This is a genomic window from Paraburkholderia sp. RL17-380-BIE-A (genome assembly GCF_046028085.1).
GTDB lineage: Bacteria > Pseudomonadota > Gammaproteobacteria > Burkholderiales > Burkholderiaceae > Paraburkholderia.
Window position 1 is genome coordinate 22,973 of record NZ_JARESQ010000023.1, and the last position, 15,657, is coordinate 38,629.

A 15,657-nucleotide genomic window follows, 5' to 3' on the forward strand; every position below is an offset into this window, starting at 1 on the left:
ATGACTTTTAATATGAACACAAAGCCGCGTCAAGAGCGGGATACCCGCAGAGCACGCTGCGACGCGGGTTTGCGGGGAATTTTGATGGCTCGACTGACTGGGTCGAATTAGGTATTGTCATCCGGTTGTGGTGACGGATCGTCTGCCGGCAAGGTGGGCGGACGCGCTGAAACCGGCAGTCACTGGCGTACTACGGAATCACATGAGCGACTCTTCTTATAGCGACGGCGCCGCCGCGCAGCCGGCACACAGGCCGGAACAGACGGCGCCCCGGTTGGTGCTCCAGGGCATCACCAAACAATATCCGGCCGTGCGAGCCAACGACGACGTCACGTTGATCGTCGCGCCGGGCGAAATCCATGCCGTGCTCGGCGAGAATGGCGCCGGCAAAAGCACGCTGATGAAAATCATCTACGGCGCGGTGCGGCCCGACGCCGGCGAGATTCGCTGGGAAGGCGAGGTGGTCGAGATTGGCAGTCCGGCAGCGGCGCGCAAGCTGGGTGTCGGCATGGTGTTCCAGCACTTTTCGCTGTTCGAGACGCTCACGGTCGGCGAAAACATCGCGCTCGCACTCGACGAACCCTTCGATCTGAAGACGCTCTCGAAGCGTATCCGCGAAGTCTCCGCCGACTACGGCCTCGATATCGACCCGCAGCGTCACGTGCATAGCCTGACCGTGGGCGAGCGGCAACGCGTCGAGATCGTGCGCTGCCTGCTGCAGAACCCGCGTCTGCTGATCATGGACGAACCGACTTCGGTGCTGACACCGCAAGCGGTCCGCAAGCTGTTCGAGACGCTGCGACGCCTCGCCGCCGAAGGCTGCAGCATCCTGTACATCAGCCACAAGCTCGACGAAATCCAGGAACTGTGCGACACCGCGACGGTGATGCGCGGCGGCCGCGTGACCGGTCATGTGAAGCCGAAGGGCGAAACCCACGCGTCGCTCGCGCAATTGATGGTCGGTCATTCACTGCCGGATTACACGCGTCGAGAGCACAACCCGGGCGCGGTGCTGCTCGACGTGAAGCAGCTCTCGGTGGAAAGCGACGACCCGTTCGGCACCTCGCTGCGTGAGGTGTCGTTCAGCGTGCATGCGGGCGAGATCTTCGGTATCGCCGGCGTCTCGGGCAACGGACAGGCGGAATTGCTGTCGGCCCTGTCGGGCGAAAAGCGGGGCGTGCGCGCCGACGCCGTCACGATTTGCGGCAAGGCGGCAGGGCGCCTCGGCGCGGGCGGGCGGCGCGCGCTCGGCTTCGGCTTCGTGCCGGAAGAGCGCCTCGGCCGCGGCGCGGTGCCGGCCATGACGCTGTCGGAAAACGCGCTGCTCACCGCGCATCGTCAGCAGATGGTGAGCTCGGGCTGGATCAAGGCGGGCGCGATGCGGGCGTTTGCGAAACGCTGCATCGAGGCGTTCGACGTGCGCTGCGGCGGCTCCGAAGCGCTCGCGCAAAGTCTTTCTGGCGGCAACCTGCAGAAGTACATCATGGGCCGCGAGATTCTGCAGGCGCCCAAGGTGCTGGTGGTCGCGCAGCCTACGTGGGGCGTCGACGTCGGCGCGGCGGCGTTCATTCGCCAGCAACTGCTCGACCTGTCGGCGCGCGGCGTGGCGATCCTGGTGATCTCGGAGGAGTTGGAAGAGTTGTTCGACATCTGCGATCGCATTGCGGTGCTCGCCGGCGGCAGACTCTCGCCGGTGCGCGCCACGGGGGCGACCAATGCCGAGGAAATCGGCCGCTGGATGGCGGGCCTGTTCGGCGACCGCGAAGGCGCGGCGCCATCCGCGGAACAGCCGGCGCACGCCTGATCCGACGTCTGCCGCGCACGCGCGGCAGGTCGCCTGGCATGAGAACCAGAACCATAAGCAGAACCCAGATAAGCACACGCTACCCATGATCCTTCCGTATCGACTCGAAGCACGCACGACGCCCTCGCGCACCATGCAGCTCGCCGTGCCGCTGATCGCCGCGTTGCTCACGCTCGCGATCGGCTTTCTGATCTTCAGCCTCGTCGGCCGTGATCCGTTGCAGGCCATGCACGCGTTTTTCATCGAGCCGCTCTCCAGCGTGAACGGCTGGTCCGAGCTGCTGCTGAAGGCGTCGCCGCTGTGCCTGATCGGCCTCGGGCTTGCCATCGGCTATCGCGCCAATGTGTGGAACATCGGCGCCGAAGGGCAGATGCTGCTCGGCGGCATCGCCGCAAGCGGCGTTGCAATCTATTTCGATCAGGCCACCGGCTGGTGGATTTTGCCGACCATGATGATCGCCGGCGTGCTCGGCGGCATGGCGTGGGCGGCGATTCCGGCGCTGCTCAAGAGCCGCTTCAACACCAACGAGATTCTCGTCAGCCTGATGCTCACGTATGTGGCCACGCAACTGCTGATCTATCTGGTGAGTGGCCCGTGGCGCGACCCGCAAGGCATGAACTTCCCGCTCTCGGAAATGTTCAGCGGCGACGCGCTCTATCCGACTTTCTCCGGCGACTGGCACATCAAATGGCTGCGCGGCACGCGCCTGAACGCCTCGGTATTCGTCACGCTGATCGCAATTCCGCTCGTGTGGGTCTTCATGCGCAAGAGCTTCGCGGGCTACCGCATGAACGTCGGCGGTCTCGCGCCGCTCGCCGCGCGCTACGCCGGCTTCTCCGACAAGAAAACCATCTGGACCTCGCTGCTGATCAGCGGCGGCCTCGCGGGGCTCGCCGGCATGGGGGAGATCGCCGGTCCGATCGGACAATTGCAGGCCACGTGGTCGCCGGGTTACGGCTTCACGGCGATTATCGTCGTGTTCGTGGGACGGTTGCATCCGCTCGGCATCGTGCTCGCGAGCCTGCTGATGGCGTTGCTGTATCTCGGCGGCGAAGCGGTGCAGACCTCGATGCAACTGCCGCAGGCGCTTTCCGGCGTGTTCCAGGGGCTGTTGCTGTTCTGCCTGCTGGGTGCCGACCTGTTCGTGAACTACCGTGTGCGCCGCCGCTCCCTGGCCGCCCAGGTTCACTGACCGGTTCGCCAATATTCGCTCATTGCTCACTGATTTTTGCGCCGGATCTCCATGGACATTCAACAAGCCAGCTCGCTCACTTCGAGCGCCGTCACCGCCGCGATTCCGCTGATGTTCGCGGGCGCGGGCGAACTCGTCACCGAAAAATCGGGCGTCCTCAACCTCGGCGTCGAAGGCATGATGCTGATGGGCGCGGTGACCGGCTACGCGGTCACCGCGATCACCGGCAACCCGTGGCTCGGCGTGCTCGCCGCAATCGGCGCAGGTCTCGCCATGTCGCTGCTGTTCGCCTTTCTCACGCTCACCATGCTCGCCAACCAGGTCGCCACCGGCCTTTCGCTGACCATCTTCGGCATTGGTCTTTCGGCGTATGTCGGTAAGCCCTACACGTCGGCCGCGGTGCGCGCGACCATCGACACGTGGACCATCCCCGGCCTCTCGAAGATTCCGGTGCTCGGACCCGCGTTCTTCAGCCTCACGCCGCTCGATTACCTCGCGTTCCTGATGTTCGCGGTGATCGGCTGGTTCCTGTACCGTACCCGCGCGGGTCTCGTGCTGCGCTCGGTCGGCGAGTCGCCGCAAGTCGCGCACTCGGTGGGCTTTCCAGTAGTCGGCGTGCGCTACGGCGCGGTGGCTTTCGGCGGCGGCATGGCCGGGCTCGCGGGCGGCTATTATTCGATCGTCAATCTGCACCTGTGGCAGGAGCAGCTCACTTCGGGCCGCGGCTGGATCGCGCTCGCACTGGTCGTGTTCGCGACGTGGCGCCCGGGGCGCCTGCTGATCGGTGCGCTGCTGTTCGGCGCCGTGACCGGCCTGCAGTTCTACGCCCAGGCGATCGGCGTGCCGGTGCCGACGCAATTCCTCGCGATGCTGCCTTACGTCGCGACGGTCGTCGTGCTGGTGCTGATCTCGCGCAATCCGAACACGATTCGTCTGAATGCGCCCGCATCGCTGGGCAAGCCGTTTTTCTCGGCGGGCTGACCGACCATCGACCCGACGTTTCACATCATTCGACAAACACGACAGGAGAAAACATGAAGAGAAGAAATCTGCTGACCGCTTTCGCATGGGGCGCGGCCTCGCTCGCGCTCGCCGCGCCGCTCGCGCAAAGCGCGCAGGCCGCCGATGCGCCGGGCGTCGCGTTCGTCTACCTCGGCAATCCGGGCGATGCCGGCTGGACCTTCGCGCACGACCAGGGCTCGAAGGAAGCGGAAGCGAAGTTCGGCAGCAAGGTCAAGATCACGCGCATTGAAAACGTGCCTGAGTCGGCCGACTCCGAGCGCGTGTTCCGCGATCTGGCGAATAAGGGCAACAAGATCATCATCGGTTCGAGCTTCGGCTATCAGGACTTTGAACTGAAGGTCGCGAAGGATTTTCCGGACACCGTTTTTCTGCACGCCACCGGCTACAAGAAGGCGCCGAACTTCGGCACCTATGACGTGCGCATGTACCAGGGCGCTTACCTCGCGGGCGTCGCCGCGGGTTACGTGACGAAGACCAACACGCTCGGCTTCGTGGCTTCGGTGCCGATTCCGGAAGTGATCCGCAACATCAACGCGTACACGCTCGGCGCGCGTTCGGTGAACCCGAAGGTGCATACCAAGGTCATCTGGATCAACAGCTGGTTCGATCCGGGCAAGGAAAAGCAGGCGGCTGAAACGCTGATCGGCCAGGGTGCCGACGTGCTGCTGCAAAACACCGATTCGAGCGCCACGCTCGCCACGGCGTCGGCCAAGCACGTGCACGCGTTCGGCTGGGATTCGGATATGAAGAAGTTCGGTCCCGACGCGCACCTCGGTTCGGTGGTCGCGCACTGGGGCGTGTACTACAACGCGGCGATCCAGCAGGTGCTGGACGGCAAGTGGAAGAACGATCCAGTGTGGTGGGGCATTCCGCAGAAGGCCGTCAACCTCGAAGATCTGAACACGTCCGCGATTCCGGCTGACGCGCAGAAGCAGGTTTCGGCCAAGCGCGACGAACTGGCGGGCGGCAAGTGGGACGTGTTCACCGGCCCGATCAAGGACCAGTCCGGCGCGGTGAAGGTGCCGGCCGGCAAGACGCTGAGCGATCCGGAACTGCAACGCCTGAACTGGTACGTGGAAGGCGTGGACGGGGCGCTGCCGAAGTAACTGCGTCCGGGGCGTGCCGCGTCAGGAAACGGCGCCAGAAGGTCGACCAGGCGGCGGTCTCAGCAACCGCTGCTCTAGAGCGCTGCGTCCGGTTCGGACGCAGCTTTTTTTTACTTCGTATTTTCCCGCCGGACATCGCCGGCTCTCGCCGGCCCTACCTCAGTCGATGCGCAAGCCGACCTTGATCGTCACCTGCCAGTAAGCCACCTTGTCGTTTTCGATCTGGCCCCGAGTCTCCGTCACTTCGAACCAGTGCAGATTGCGCAGCGTTTTCGACGCTTTGGCAATGGCTGTGCTGATGGCGTCGTCGATCGATTTGGTCGACGAGCCGGTCAGCTCGATCTGTTTGTAGACGTGTTCTGACATGAACTTCCTCCTTTGATCTTCGTTGGTGTTCAAAAAGTATAGGCAACGCCAGCGCCGCGAACGGCCCTCGCTCGAGCAAGTCATTCCGCACATGCCGTGCCCGCTATACCGAGGCCAGACGCGGCCGTTATCATGTCCGCGCAACTCAATCTGAAATCCGACGAGGTTCGAAAGTGGAAATTGGTTTTTGCGGTCCCGGTTTGATGGGCGCGCCGATGATCCGGCATCTGCTGCGCGCGGGGCATACCGTGCATGTCTGGAATCGCACGCGTGCCAAGGCTGAAGCGCTGCTGGCGGACGGCGCTCAGGTGGTCGACACGCCGCGCGAACTCGCGGCGCGGTGTGAGGCGGTGCTGCTGTGCGTCGCTGACGCGGCCGCGGTCGAAGAAACCGTTTTCGGCGCGTCGGGCCTTTTGAGCGGGGATGCGCCGGTAGCGGGCCGTTTGCGCTGGATCGTCGATCACTCCAGCATTCCGCCGGCCGCGACGCGCGCTCTCGCGCAGCGTGCGGCGGCGCTGACGGCGGTTCGCACGGCCGGAAGTGTGGACGGGGGCGCAGGTATGGGCGACGGCGCACGTGGAGCAAGGGACGCCGGTACAGGCGCACGTGCAGGTGCAGACCCACGCACAGGCGCTCGCGAGAACGCCGGCGCCGGCGCGAACCCGAACGCGGTCGAAAGTGCGGCGGCCGGCAGCATCGGCTGGATCGACGCGCCGGTTTCAGGCGGCGTGGCCGGCGCCACCGCCGGCACGCTGGCCATCATGGCAGGCGGCGCCGCGGCGGACATCGAGGCCCTCAAACCGCTGCTCGGCGCCTACGCGGCGCGCGTCACGCATATGGGCGAAGTCGGCGCCGGCCAGACCGCCAAACTGTGCAATCAGACCATTGTCACGGCGACGCTGGCAGCGATCGCCGAGGCGGTCAGCCTCGCGCAGCGCAGCGGGCTCGACGCCTCCCGGCTGACCGAAGGTCTCGCCGGCGGCTGGGCCGATTCGGTGCTGCTGCAGATTTTCGTGCCGCGCATGACGCAAAGTGGCCTCGCACCGATCGGCGCGTTCCGGACCTTTCAAAAGGACATCGACACGGTGGCGGCGACCGCGTACGAGACCGGCACGCCGATGCCGGTCTCGTCGACGGTCCAGCAATTGCTGCGGCTGGGGGCGGCGATGGGTCTCGGCGAGGCCGACCTGTCGGCCTTCATCGACGTTTTGCAGACGCCGCGCGGTATCCAAAACCCGTAGCGCGACGCGCGCGCGGGTTGAAATCGCGATAACCTGCTAAAATATTGGGTTTTTCGCCGATATCACATTCAAAGGGACGCGCCGTGCTGTCTACCGCCAATATCACCATGCAATTCGGGCCAAAGCCCCTCTTCGAGAATATCTCGGTCAAGTTCGGGGGAGGGAATCGCTATGGCCTGATCGGTGCGAACGGCTGCGGTAAGTCCACCTTCATGAAGATTCTGGGCAGCGACCTGGAGCCGAGTTCGGGCAACGTCATGCTCGAGCCGAACATCCGCCTCGGTAAGCTGCGCCAGGATCAGTTCGCGTACGAAGACGTGCGCGTGCTCGACGTCGTGATGATGGGTCACGCCGAAATGTGGGCCGCCATGACCGAGCGTGACGCGATCTACGCGAACCCCGACGCGACGGACGACGACTACATGCACGCCGCCGAACTCGAAGCGAAGTTCGCCGAGTACGACGGCTACACGGCCGAAGCGCGCGCGGGCGAACTGCTGCTTGGCATCGGCATCGCGATCGAGGACCACAACGGCCCGATGAGCAACGTCGCACCGGGCTGGAAGCTGCGCGTGCTGCTCGCGCAGGCGCTGTTCTCGAAGCCGGACGTGCTGCTGCTCGACGAGCCGACCAACAACCTGGACATCAACTCGATCCGTTGGCTGGAAGACGTGCTCAACCAGTACAACTCGACGATGATCATCATCTCGCACGATCGACACTTCCTGAACCAGGTCTGCACGCACATGGCCGACATGGACTTCGGCACGCTGAAGGTTTATCCGGGCAATTACGACGACTACATGCTGGCGAGCACGCAGGCGCGCGAGCGTCAGCAGAACGCCAACGCGAAGGCGAAGGAACGTGTTGCCGACCTGCAGGACTTCGTGCGCCGCTTCTCGGCGAACAAGTCGAAGGCACGTCAGGCCACCAGCCGTTTGAAGATGATCGACAAGATCAAGATCGAGGAATTCAAGCCGTCGTCGCGGCAGAATCCGTTCATTCGCTTCGAGTACGAGAAGAAGCTGCATAACATCGCGGTGGTGGCCGAGAAGATCTCGAAGAAGTACGAGCGCACCATCTTCAACGACTTCAGCATCAGCGTGCAGCCGGGCGAGCGCATCGCGATCATCGGCGAGAACGGCGCGGGCAAGACCACGCTGCTGCGTTCGCTGCTCGGCAAGCTGCAACTCGATCACGGCACGGTGAAGTGGGCGGAGAATGCGAACATCGGCTACATGCCGCAGGACACGTACGAAGAATTTCCGGACGACATCACGTTGATGGAGTGGATCGACGGCTATCGCCAGGAAGGCGACGACGAACAGATGGTGCGCGGCACGCTCGGCCGGCTGTTGTTCAATGCCGACGACATCCGCAAGTCGGTCAAGGTGCTCTCCGGCGGTGAGAAGGGCCGCATGATCTGGGGCAAGCTCATGTTGGGCCGCCACAACGTGCTGCTGATGGACGAGCCGACCAATCACATGGACATGGAGTCGATCGAGTCGCTGCAGATCGCGCTCGACAAGTTCGAAGGCACGCTGATTTTCGTCTCGCACGACCGTGAGTTCGTGAGCGGCCTCGCGAACCGGATCATCGAGGTGAAGACGGATGGCACGCTGAACGACTTTGGCGGTAATTACGAAGACTTTTTGTTGAGCCAGGGCGTGCAGTAAGCGCTGTCTTTGTGGCCATTGCTGATGTACTCGGCCATACCCATCGGTTTTCCCGGTGGGTATGACCGGTCGCAAGTTCTAAAGATCACCTATTACCACAACGATAGGAACCGGGCCGCCAGGATCGGGAGCGCGATAAACGCTGCGGCTTGGGCAAATGGATTCCAGGTCAGCCGCCTAAGTGGGCCTGCGTTGCGCCTGCGTTCTGTTTCAGCGTATCGCCGCTCCGTCTCCTCTCGAAGAATCGCCGCCGTAGCCGCGTTGGCGCGCACCAAATTCTCAAGCGTGCTCTGATAAAGGTCGTGCCTCTCTGCTGGCGTCATCGTTCTCCCCGTTATCGTTCGTAGACCGGTAGATCGTAGTGAGGATTCAGTGTAAATCATCAACCGGAGCGGGGCTATCAGACTAAGCGCGCTTACGCTCAAGAAGCGACGCGAGAGTAGACTAAGTAGCCTGATAGCCGGGCGGAACCGCTTCTATTCCGCCAGCGCGCTACTCGATCTCGTGGCGTTAGCTGGAAGATTTTGAATGACCCGGCGCCCGAGGTTAATGCCACCTCGCTCGATCACATAATAAGTCGCAATCGAGACGGCAATGATGCAAGCGTATGTCAGCAATGTGACGAGCCAGAATCTTTGAGTGGTGAAGACGAGATTGGCGTTGTAGCGGGGGAATTGCATCAGGAGATTGATAATCAGCCCGTGCAACAGGTAGATGCTGTAGCTGATATTGCCGAGCCGTTTCGCGCCTGCCGCGGTCAATATGCCAAAAGCCGAAGCGCCTGAAGCCACGCAAAAGAAAGATATGCCGAGAAGAACGGTTGCCTGATTCGTATAGGGACCTCCCGATACCTGGATCGCCAATGCACCCGCAACAATCGCAATACACGAACGAATGACGCCATTCCCCTTCAGTTTGGGGTATGACCGAAGCAGGCTCGCCGTGAGCATGCCGATCAGGAAGTGTTCAATGAAGACCACAGCCAGATCGGTGATCACGCTGTTAGCGAACAGCATAAACATCAAGGCTGAACCCGTGATCGCAACCGTAGCCTTCTCGCGCGCGAAGCTGGCTAGCAGCGGAAGCGCCATGTAGAAGAGCCACTCATAATGAAGGCTCCAGGTTTGCCCGACCAGCCCGAGATACTCGGGACGATTCAGGAACGGCGTGGGCTGGTTGACGATTCCGAAAAAAAGCCATTGCGACAGTTGCGCGACCGTTTGACCCATCGTCTGAGCTGCCGGAAGGCCGACATGACGAATGACAAATATGAAGTACGCGATGATCAGAAACAGGTAGAGCGGGTAAATCCGGAATACGCGGTTGACATACAACTCAAGCCATTTGATATCGCCCTGCCGATCGATCAGGCGACCCCAAAATAAATATCCCGTGATCATGAAGAATACGGCCACCGCGCCTGGCCCGATAAACGAATAAAAGGGCGATGGCGGCAACCCGGATGTCCCATTCTTCAAGTTGTAGGCGGTCATTACAAAATGATGGAATACAACCGCTGAAGCAAGGATGCCACGCAATCCGTCAATTGAATCCAGTCGATGTTGATGTGCAACAGGAGCGGTATCGAGACACGAAAAAACCCGTTTCGCCGACAGGACGAGGATGGTGATGCCGAGAATGACCAAGGTCGGCCATATCGAAAGTATATTCATAATAATTGTTCCCCTGGATGGGGCTTCCGAGCGGACACTTCGCATTGTCAATGCCGAATCGTACTACATCCGGTCTCGGTTATTTCCTCGCGAACGCGCCGCGCATCAGCCTTCCCCAGCCCTGCTAGTTAGAATAGAAGACCATTCCGGAGACAAAGACAGGGACCGACCACCATGAAGACCTACAACCAACTCTATATCGGCGGCAAGTGGATCGCGCCGTGCGGCACCGGCACGATCGACGTGATCGACTCGGGGACGGAAGAGATCATGGGCCGTATCCCCGAAGGCATCGAGGCCGATGCCGAAAGCGCGATCGCCGCCGCGCGCGTGGCCTTCGACGCCTGGGCCGCGACGCCTGCCGCCGAGCGCGGCGAGTATCTGTACAAGATCGCGGCGAACCTGAAAGCGCGCACCGACGAACTGGCCGGACTGATCGCCGGCGAAGTCGGCATGCCGCTAAAGCTGGCTCGCGCGATTCAGGTGGGCGGCCCCGTCTACAACTGGGGCGCGTATGCGAAGCTCGCGAGCGAGTTCCAATATGAAGAGCGTGTCGGCAATTCGCTCGTGGTGCGCGAGCCGGTCGGCGTGGTGGCCGCGATCACGCCGTGGAACTATCCACTCAATCAGGTCACGCTGAAGGTCGCGGCCGCGCTCGCCGCCGGTTGCACAGTCGTGCTGAAGCCCTCGGAGATCGCGCCGCTGAACGCGTTCGTGCTTGCCGAGGCGATTCACGAGGCCGGGCTGCCGGCCGGCGTGTTCAACCTGGTGAGCGGTTATGGGCCGGTGGTGGGCGAGGTGCTGGCGAGCCATCCGTCGGTCGACATGGTGTCGTTTACCGGCTCGACCCGCGCCGGCAAGCGGGTGTCCGAGCTGGCCTCGGCGACGGTCAAGCGCGTGGCGCTCGAACTCGGCGGCAAGTCGGCCTCGGTCATTCTCGACGACGCGGATTTCGCCGCGGCGGTCAAGGGCACGGTCAGCGCGTGCTTTCTGAATTCCGGACAAACATGCTCCGCGCACACGCGCATGCTGGTGCCCGAGGCCCGCTACGATGAAGCGCGCACGCTGGCGAAGCAGGCCGCCGAGAAGTATGTCGCCGGTGATCCGCGCAACGAGACGACCCGCCTGGGCCCGCTGGCGTCGGCGGCGCAGCAGGCACGCGTGCAGCAGTACATCGCGAAGGGGATCGAGGAGGGCGCCGAGCTGGTGACAGGCGGTGCGGGCTTGCCTGACGGGGTGTCGAAGGGCTTCTTCGTCAAGCCTACCGTGTTTGGCCGCGTGCACCCCAAGGCGACGATCGCTCAGGAGGAGATCTTCGGCCCGGTCCTGTCGATTCTGATCTACAAGGACGAAGAAGAAGCCGTTCGGATTGCCAACGATTCGCCATACGGTCTCGGCGGCGCGGTCTGGGCCGGCAGCGACGAGCGTGCCGCGGGCATTGCGCGGCGGATTCGAACCGGCCAGGTGGATATCAATGGCGGAACATGGAATATGGCCGCGCCGTTCGGCGGTTTCAAGCAATCGGGATTCGGGCGCGAAAACGGGGTCTATGGACTCGAAGAGTATCTCGAACTCAAGTCCATGCAATTCAAGGCGTGATTCGATTCAGATGACCGGCATCAACTGAGCGGCACATACGATTCAGTCTTGTGCCGACTCATTGACCTGAAACAACGCAGGCTGCGCCCGACCGACGATTATCACCGCTTCGATAATCCGTCATTGGGCCAGTCATGCTCAACTCTCATTCTTTCCCGCCGCTCGTCATCCGCGGCCGCTCGTTACTGCCGATCGTGCAAGGCGGCATGGGCGTCGGCATCTCGGCGCACCGGCTGGCCGGCAGCGTCGCCCGCGAAGGCGCAGTGGGCACGATCGCCAGCATCGACCTGCGGCATCATCATCACGACCTGGTCGAACGCTGCCGCGAGTCGCCCGAGCGCGCCACGCTCGAACAGGCCAACCTCACCGCGCTGGCCCGCGAGATCCATTCAGCGAGGGCATTGAGCGACGGCCGCGGCATGATTGCCGTGAACGTGATGAAAGCGGTCAGCGCGCAAGCCGACTACGTGCGCGTCGCATGCGAGAACGGTGCCGATGCGATCGTCATGGGCGCAGGGCTGCCGCTCGATTTGCCGGACATGACCCAAGGTCACGACATCGCGCTGATTCCGATTCTGTCGGACAGCCGCGGCGTCGCGCTCGTGTTGAAAAAGTGGATGAAAAAAGGCCGGCTGCCCGACGCCGTCGTGATCGAACATCCGGCGCATGCTGGGGGGCATCTCGGTGTCAACAACCTGGCCGATCAACATGATCAACGCTTCGATTTCTTCCGCATTCTCGAAGAACTCGACACGGTCTTCACTTCGCTCGGCCTGAACCGCCAGGATGTACCGCTGATTGTCGCGGGTGGCATCAATAGTCACGAAGCGGTGCGCGCGCTGCTGAACGCGGGCGCAAGCGGCGTGCAACTCGGTACGCCGTTCGCCGTCACCGAAGAAGGCGACGCGCATCCGAACTTCAAGCGCGTGCTGGCCGAAGCGACGCCCGAGGAAATCGTCGAATTCGTCAGCGTGACGGGATTGCCGGCGCGTGCCGTAAAGACGCCGTGGCTGGCGCGCTATCTGCGCCACGAAACGAAAATCCGCGAGAAAGTCGGCGCGCTCAAACACGCTTGCCCAACCGCGCTCGAATGTCTCAGCGCGTGCGGCTGGCGCGACGGTATCGAGAAGTTCGGCCACTTCTGCATCGATACGCGGCTCGCGGCGGCTTTGCGCGGGGACGTGGCGAACGGTCTGTTCTTCCGCGGCCGCGAAGCATTGCCGTTCGGCACGGCCATTCGCAGCGTGCACGATCTGCTCGAACTGCTGCTCACGGGCGCGGCGCGACCGGCTGTCGCAGGGCGATTGGCATTCTCGCTGGCTTGATACGAGTCAACATGTCGCGCGCCGAGAGCTTCGACAATCCCCACACGCAAACAACTACTTGGGGAAACACATGAACTACTCGTTGAGGAACCGACTCAAGGCCGCCGCGATCGCTTCGAGCCTGCTATGTGCAAGCGCTTTCGCGCCGCAGGTGCATGCCGCGGGCGACGACACGATGAGCGGCATTCACGCCGGCGACGTACTGGTGCGTCTGCGCGCCATCAGCATCATGCCGAACTCGAGCACGACCGGAACGCTGTCGGCGCTCAACGTGGGTGTGAACAACGCCATCGTGCCCGAGCTGGATTTCACGTACATGATTCGCGATTACCTCGGCGTCGAACTGATTCTTGCCACGTCGCGGCATCAACTGACCTCGAGTCTCGGCAATCTCGGCGGCGTGAACGTGTTGCCGCCCACGCTGCTGCTGCAGTATCACTTCAATCACGCGGGACGCATTCGTCCGTATGTCGGCGCGGGTGTGAACTACACGCTGTTCTATAACAACGGCCTGAACGCGGGCGGTCAGTCGATCGGCGTCACCAACCACAGTTGGGGCCCGGCGTTGCAAGCCGGCGTCGACGTCCAGGTGACCAAGTCGCTGTTCGTCAACGCGGACATCAAGAAGATCTGGATGCACACGGATGCGACGCTCGGCGGTCAGGCGCTCGGCCGCTTGAGCATCGATCCGGTGGTGGTCGGGCTGGGTGTCGGGATGCGGTTCTGACGCGCGCTCGCGGCCCGTCCGCGAAGCGTCGAGCGCAAGCGCCATGCAAAAAAACGCCGGGATATCCCGGCGTTTTCATTGTGGCTTCGAGCTGGGCGCGACTTTGCCGCAGGCTAGCGGCGGGAAGCGTTCGACCAGCCTATAGCTTGTCGTTCGCGAACCGCATGGCCGTGCCTTCCTGCTCGATGCGGACCCACACGGCGCGCTTTTCCTCGTCGCTCAGGAAAACCCAGTTCGACACTTCGGTGGCGGTGCGGCCGCAGCCTTTGCATACCTCGTCGAACAGCGTGGAACAGACGCCGATGCACGGGCTGTCGGGAAGATCGTGGAGATTCGAAGCCATCGGAAACCTTGGGGCGAAGAAGCGGAGTTCCGCTATGTTAACCGATGCGCGACCTAGGCCGCGCCGTGCGCGAACGGCGTGGCCGCCATTCCCGCACGGTTGGCCGCTTGCGCGGCATGTTTCGTTGCATGTTCCGCAGCGATACGGCTCGCTCGTGTCAGCGCGCGATGCTGTAGCCGATCCGCGCCATCCAGTGTTGACGGTTGTTGTAGTCGAGCAGGTCCTCGCCATAGCCGTTGAAGTAGCCCACCCAGATATAGCCGCCCCACGCGCTGCCCAGCACTTTGGCGAGCGGGTAGGTGAATTGCGTATCCACGCTGCCGTACCAGTGCTTGGTGCCTTTGCGCAGCGTGGTCGCCAGTTGCCAGCCGTCCGGGCTGCCGTATTTGACCAGCAGATCGACGTAGCCGCGATAGTCTGCGATATCGGGGTTGCTGCTCGTGCCGACGTAGTAATAGATTTTCGGCGACACGGTCAGATGGTTAGCCGTCAGATCGCCGAACTCCCAGGTCGGCCGGATAAACGGCATGTTGATGCTGCGCGACGCGTCGCCGGCTCTGCCGTTCGATTCGTGCGCGATGCCCGCCGCAAAACCCATGCGGGTGAAAAATGGGCTCGTCCAGCCGGTGTCCGGTACGTAGTAGAACAGTTGCGGCGAGTAGGTCGTGTCGCGGAACGGGCGCGAATCGGCGGACAGATCCCAGATGGAGGTCTGCGTATACGCGAAGTACAGGTTGTCGAGAAAAGCCTTCGAACGCAGATCGTCCGGTATCCGGATGCGGTATTTGAAGCTCAACTGCAGGCGGGCGTTCGTGTCGCCGTTGTGGCCGGCGCCGATGTACATCGGTTCGTAAAAGGAGAGGTGAGAGAACACGCCGCGCCCCGTCGTCGCGAGCGAGTCGCCGGGCGGCGAGATGGCGTCGCCGGTCGGGCCGCCGACCACGGCCGCCGTCGCCGCGGCCTGAGCAGGCGTGGTCGCCTGGCTTTCCGCGCGTTCCGCCTGCGCAATCGCGTCCTGCTGCGGCCCGCGATTGATCACGACGAGCGCGGGCGAGGCGTCGAATCCCACCGGGTCGATGCGTACCTCGCCGCGCGCCGACTCCGGCCAGGGCGCCGAGAAACGCACCTTGCGGAACTGGCCCGGCCGCAGATGCAGCGTGTTGGACACGCCCGGCTCACGCTGTAAATCAAGTGGCTGCGGCGACTGCTCGCCTGCACTCAAACTCACGCGAATGGTCGGCGGGACGGTGAGGGTCAAGGACTTGGCGTCGTCGGCGGAGTAGAGCATCGTGATCTGCAGCGGCTCGTTGGCCGCGGCCACGCGAGGCGGCTGCAGCATCGCGACCGTCGCGCGGGCTTCGCCGGACACGACAGCGCCGGTGAGGAAGGCAGCGACTAGCGCCGTGCGGGAAAGGCGCGCGATGGGTTGGCGCGCGTGAGAGACGGCATTGCGGGCAACGCGGTCGATTGAAGCGTTAAAGCGCATAGGCTGTCGTCCAGGAGCAGGGCGGCGAGCGAAGCGGATGCGGCAGGCGTCAGACTGCGACACATGCAACGCGCATCCGGTCGATCGCGCGGAAGC

13 protein-coding genes are annotated in these 15,657 nt (G+C 63.0%); 9 read left to right on the forward strand and 4 right to left on the reverse strand.

The genetic code is table 11. From position 1 onward, the window contains the following. Positions 1-202: 202 nt before the first annotated feature. The 4 genes from P0D68_RS30480 to P0D68_RS30495 all read left to right on the forward strand — a co-directional run bounded on the left by P0D68_RS30480 (position 203) and on the right by P0D68_RS30495 (position 5,125). Positions 203-1,804, forward strand: a complete 1,602-nt coding sequence (locus tag P0D68_RS30480) for an ABC transporter ATP-binding protein (RefSeq protein ID WP_408298260.1) — start codon at positions 203-205, stop codon at positions 1,802-1,804. 85 nt (positions 1,805-1,889) lie between these two features. Further along, the gene (locus P0D68_RS30485) at positions 1,890-2,996 is read left to right on the forward strand and encodes an ABC transporter permease (RefSeq protein ID WP_091793646.1); all 1,107 of its coding nucleotides are present in this window, start codon (positions 1,890-1,892) and stop codon (positions 2,994-2,996) included. Positions 2,997-3,047: 51 nt separating this feature from the next. Beyond that, entirely contained in the window at positions 3,048-3,977 is a 930-nt protein-coding gene (locus P0D68_RS30490; RefSeq protein WP_091793648.1) for an ABC transporter permease, read from the forward strand. Between the two features lie 53 nt (positions 3,978-4,030). Further along, positions 4,031-5,125: a BMP family ABC transporter substrate-binding protein gene (locus P0D68_RS30495; protein ID WP_408298258.1), complete on the forward strand. Its 1,095-nt coding sequence runs from the start codon at positions 4,031-4,033 to the stop codon at positions 5,123-5,125. 159 nt (positions 5,126-5,284) lie between these two features. Here P0D68_RS30495 and P0D68_RS30500 read toward each other — a convergent pair whose 3' ends face one another. Further along, positions 5,285-5,491, reverse strand: a complete 207-nt coding sequence (locus tag P0D68_RS30500; RefSeq protein ID WP_091793652.1) for a dodecin — start codon at positions 5,489-5,491, stop codon at positions 5,285-5,287. A 173-nt stretch (positions 5,492-5,664) separates the two neighbouring features. Between P0D68_RS30500 and P0D68_RS30505 the strand changes: the two genes are divergently transcribed. Together P0D68_RS30505 and P0D68_RS30510 are read left to right on the forward strand one after the other, a co-directional pair. Beyond that, a complete protein-coding gene (locus P0D68_RS30505; RefSeq protein ID WP_408298256.1) occupies positions 5,665-6,732 on the forward strand; it encodes an NAD(P)-dependent oxidoreductase in 1,068 nt (355 codons plus the stop codon). Positions 6,733-6,815: 83 nt separating this feature from the next. Further along, positions 6,816-8,408 (forward strand): ABC-F family ATPase, encoded by a 1,593-nt coding sequence (locus P0D68_RS30510; protein WP_091793656.1) that lies wholly within the window; start codon positions 6,816-6,818, stop codon positions 8,406-8,408. Positions 8,409-8,884: 476 nt separating this feature from the next. Here P0D68_RS30510 and P0D68_RS30515 read toward each other — a convergent pair whose 3' ends face one another. Then, the gene (locus P0D68_RS30515; protein ID WP_408298254.1) at positions 8,885-10,081 is read right to left on the reverse strand and encodes an acyltransferase family protein; all 1,197 of its coding nucleotides are present in this window, start codon (positions 10,079-10,081) and stop codon (positions 8,885-8,887) included. A 174-nt stretch (positions 10,082-10,255) separates the two neighbouring features. Between P0D68_RS30515 and P0D68_RS30520 the strand changes: the two genes are divergently transcribed. The 3 genes from P0D68_RS30520 to P0D68_RS30530 all read left to right on the forward strand — a co-directional run bounded on the left by P0D68_RS30520 (position 10,256) and on the right by P0D68_RS30530 (position 13,732). Further along, positions 10,256-11,680: an aldehyde dehydrogenase family protein gene (locus tag P0D68_RS30520; RefSeq protein WP_408298252.1), complete on the forward strand. Its 1,425-nt coding sequence runs from the start codon at positions 10,256-10,258 to the stop codon at positions 11,678-11,680. Between the two features lie 134 nt (positions 11,681-11,814). Beyond that, the gene (locus P0D68_RS30525; RefSeq protein ID WP_408298250.1) at positions 11,815-13,005 is read left to right on the forward strand and encodes an NAD(P)H-dependent flavin oxidoreductase; all 1,191 of its coding nucleotides are present in this window, start codon (positions 11,815-11,817) and stop codon (positions 13,003-13,005) included. A 70-nt stretch (positions 13,006-13,075) separates the two neighbouring features. Further along, positions 13,076-13,732 (forward strand): OmpW/AlkL family protein, encoded by a 657-nt coding sequence (locus tag P0D68_RS30530; protein ID WP_091793662.1) that lies wholly within the window; start codon positions 13,076-13,078, stop codon positions 13,730-13,732. 139 nt (positions 13,733-13,871) lie between these two features. Here P0D68_RS30530 and P0D68_RS30535 read toward each other — a convergent pair whose 3' ends face one another. Together P0D68_RS30535 and P0D68_RS30540 are read right to left on the reverse strand one after the other, a co-directional pair. After that, on the reverse strand, positions 13,872-14,075 hold the full coding sequence (locus P0D68_RS30535; protein WP_091793664.1) for a DUF1289 domain-containing protein: 204 nt from the start codon (positions 14,073-14,075) through the stop codon (positions 13,872-13,874). 157 nt (positions 14,076-14,232) lie between these two features. Continuing rightward, a complete protein-coding gene (locus P0D68_RS30540) occupies positions 14,233-15,561 on the reverse strand; it encodes a phospholipase A (RefSeq protein ID WP_408298248.1) in 1,329 nt (442 codons plus the stop codon). Between the last annotated feature and the right edge of the window lie 96 nt (positions 15,562-15,657).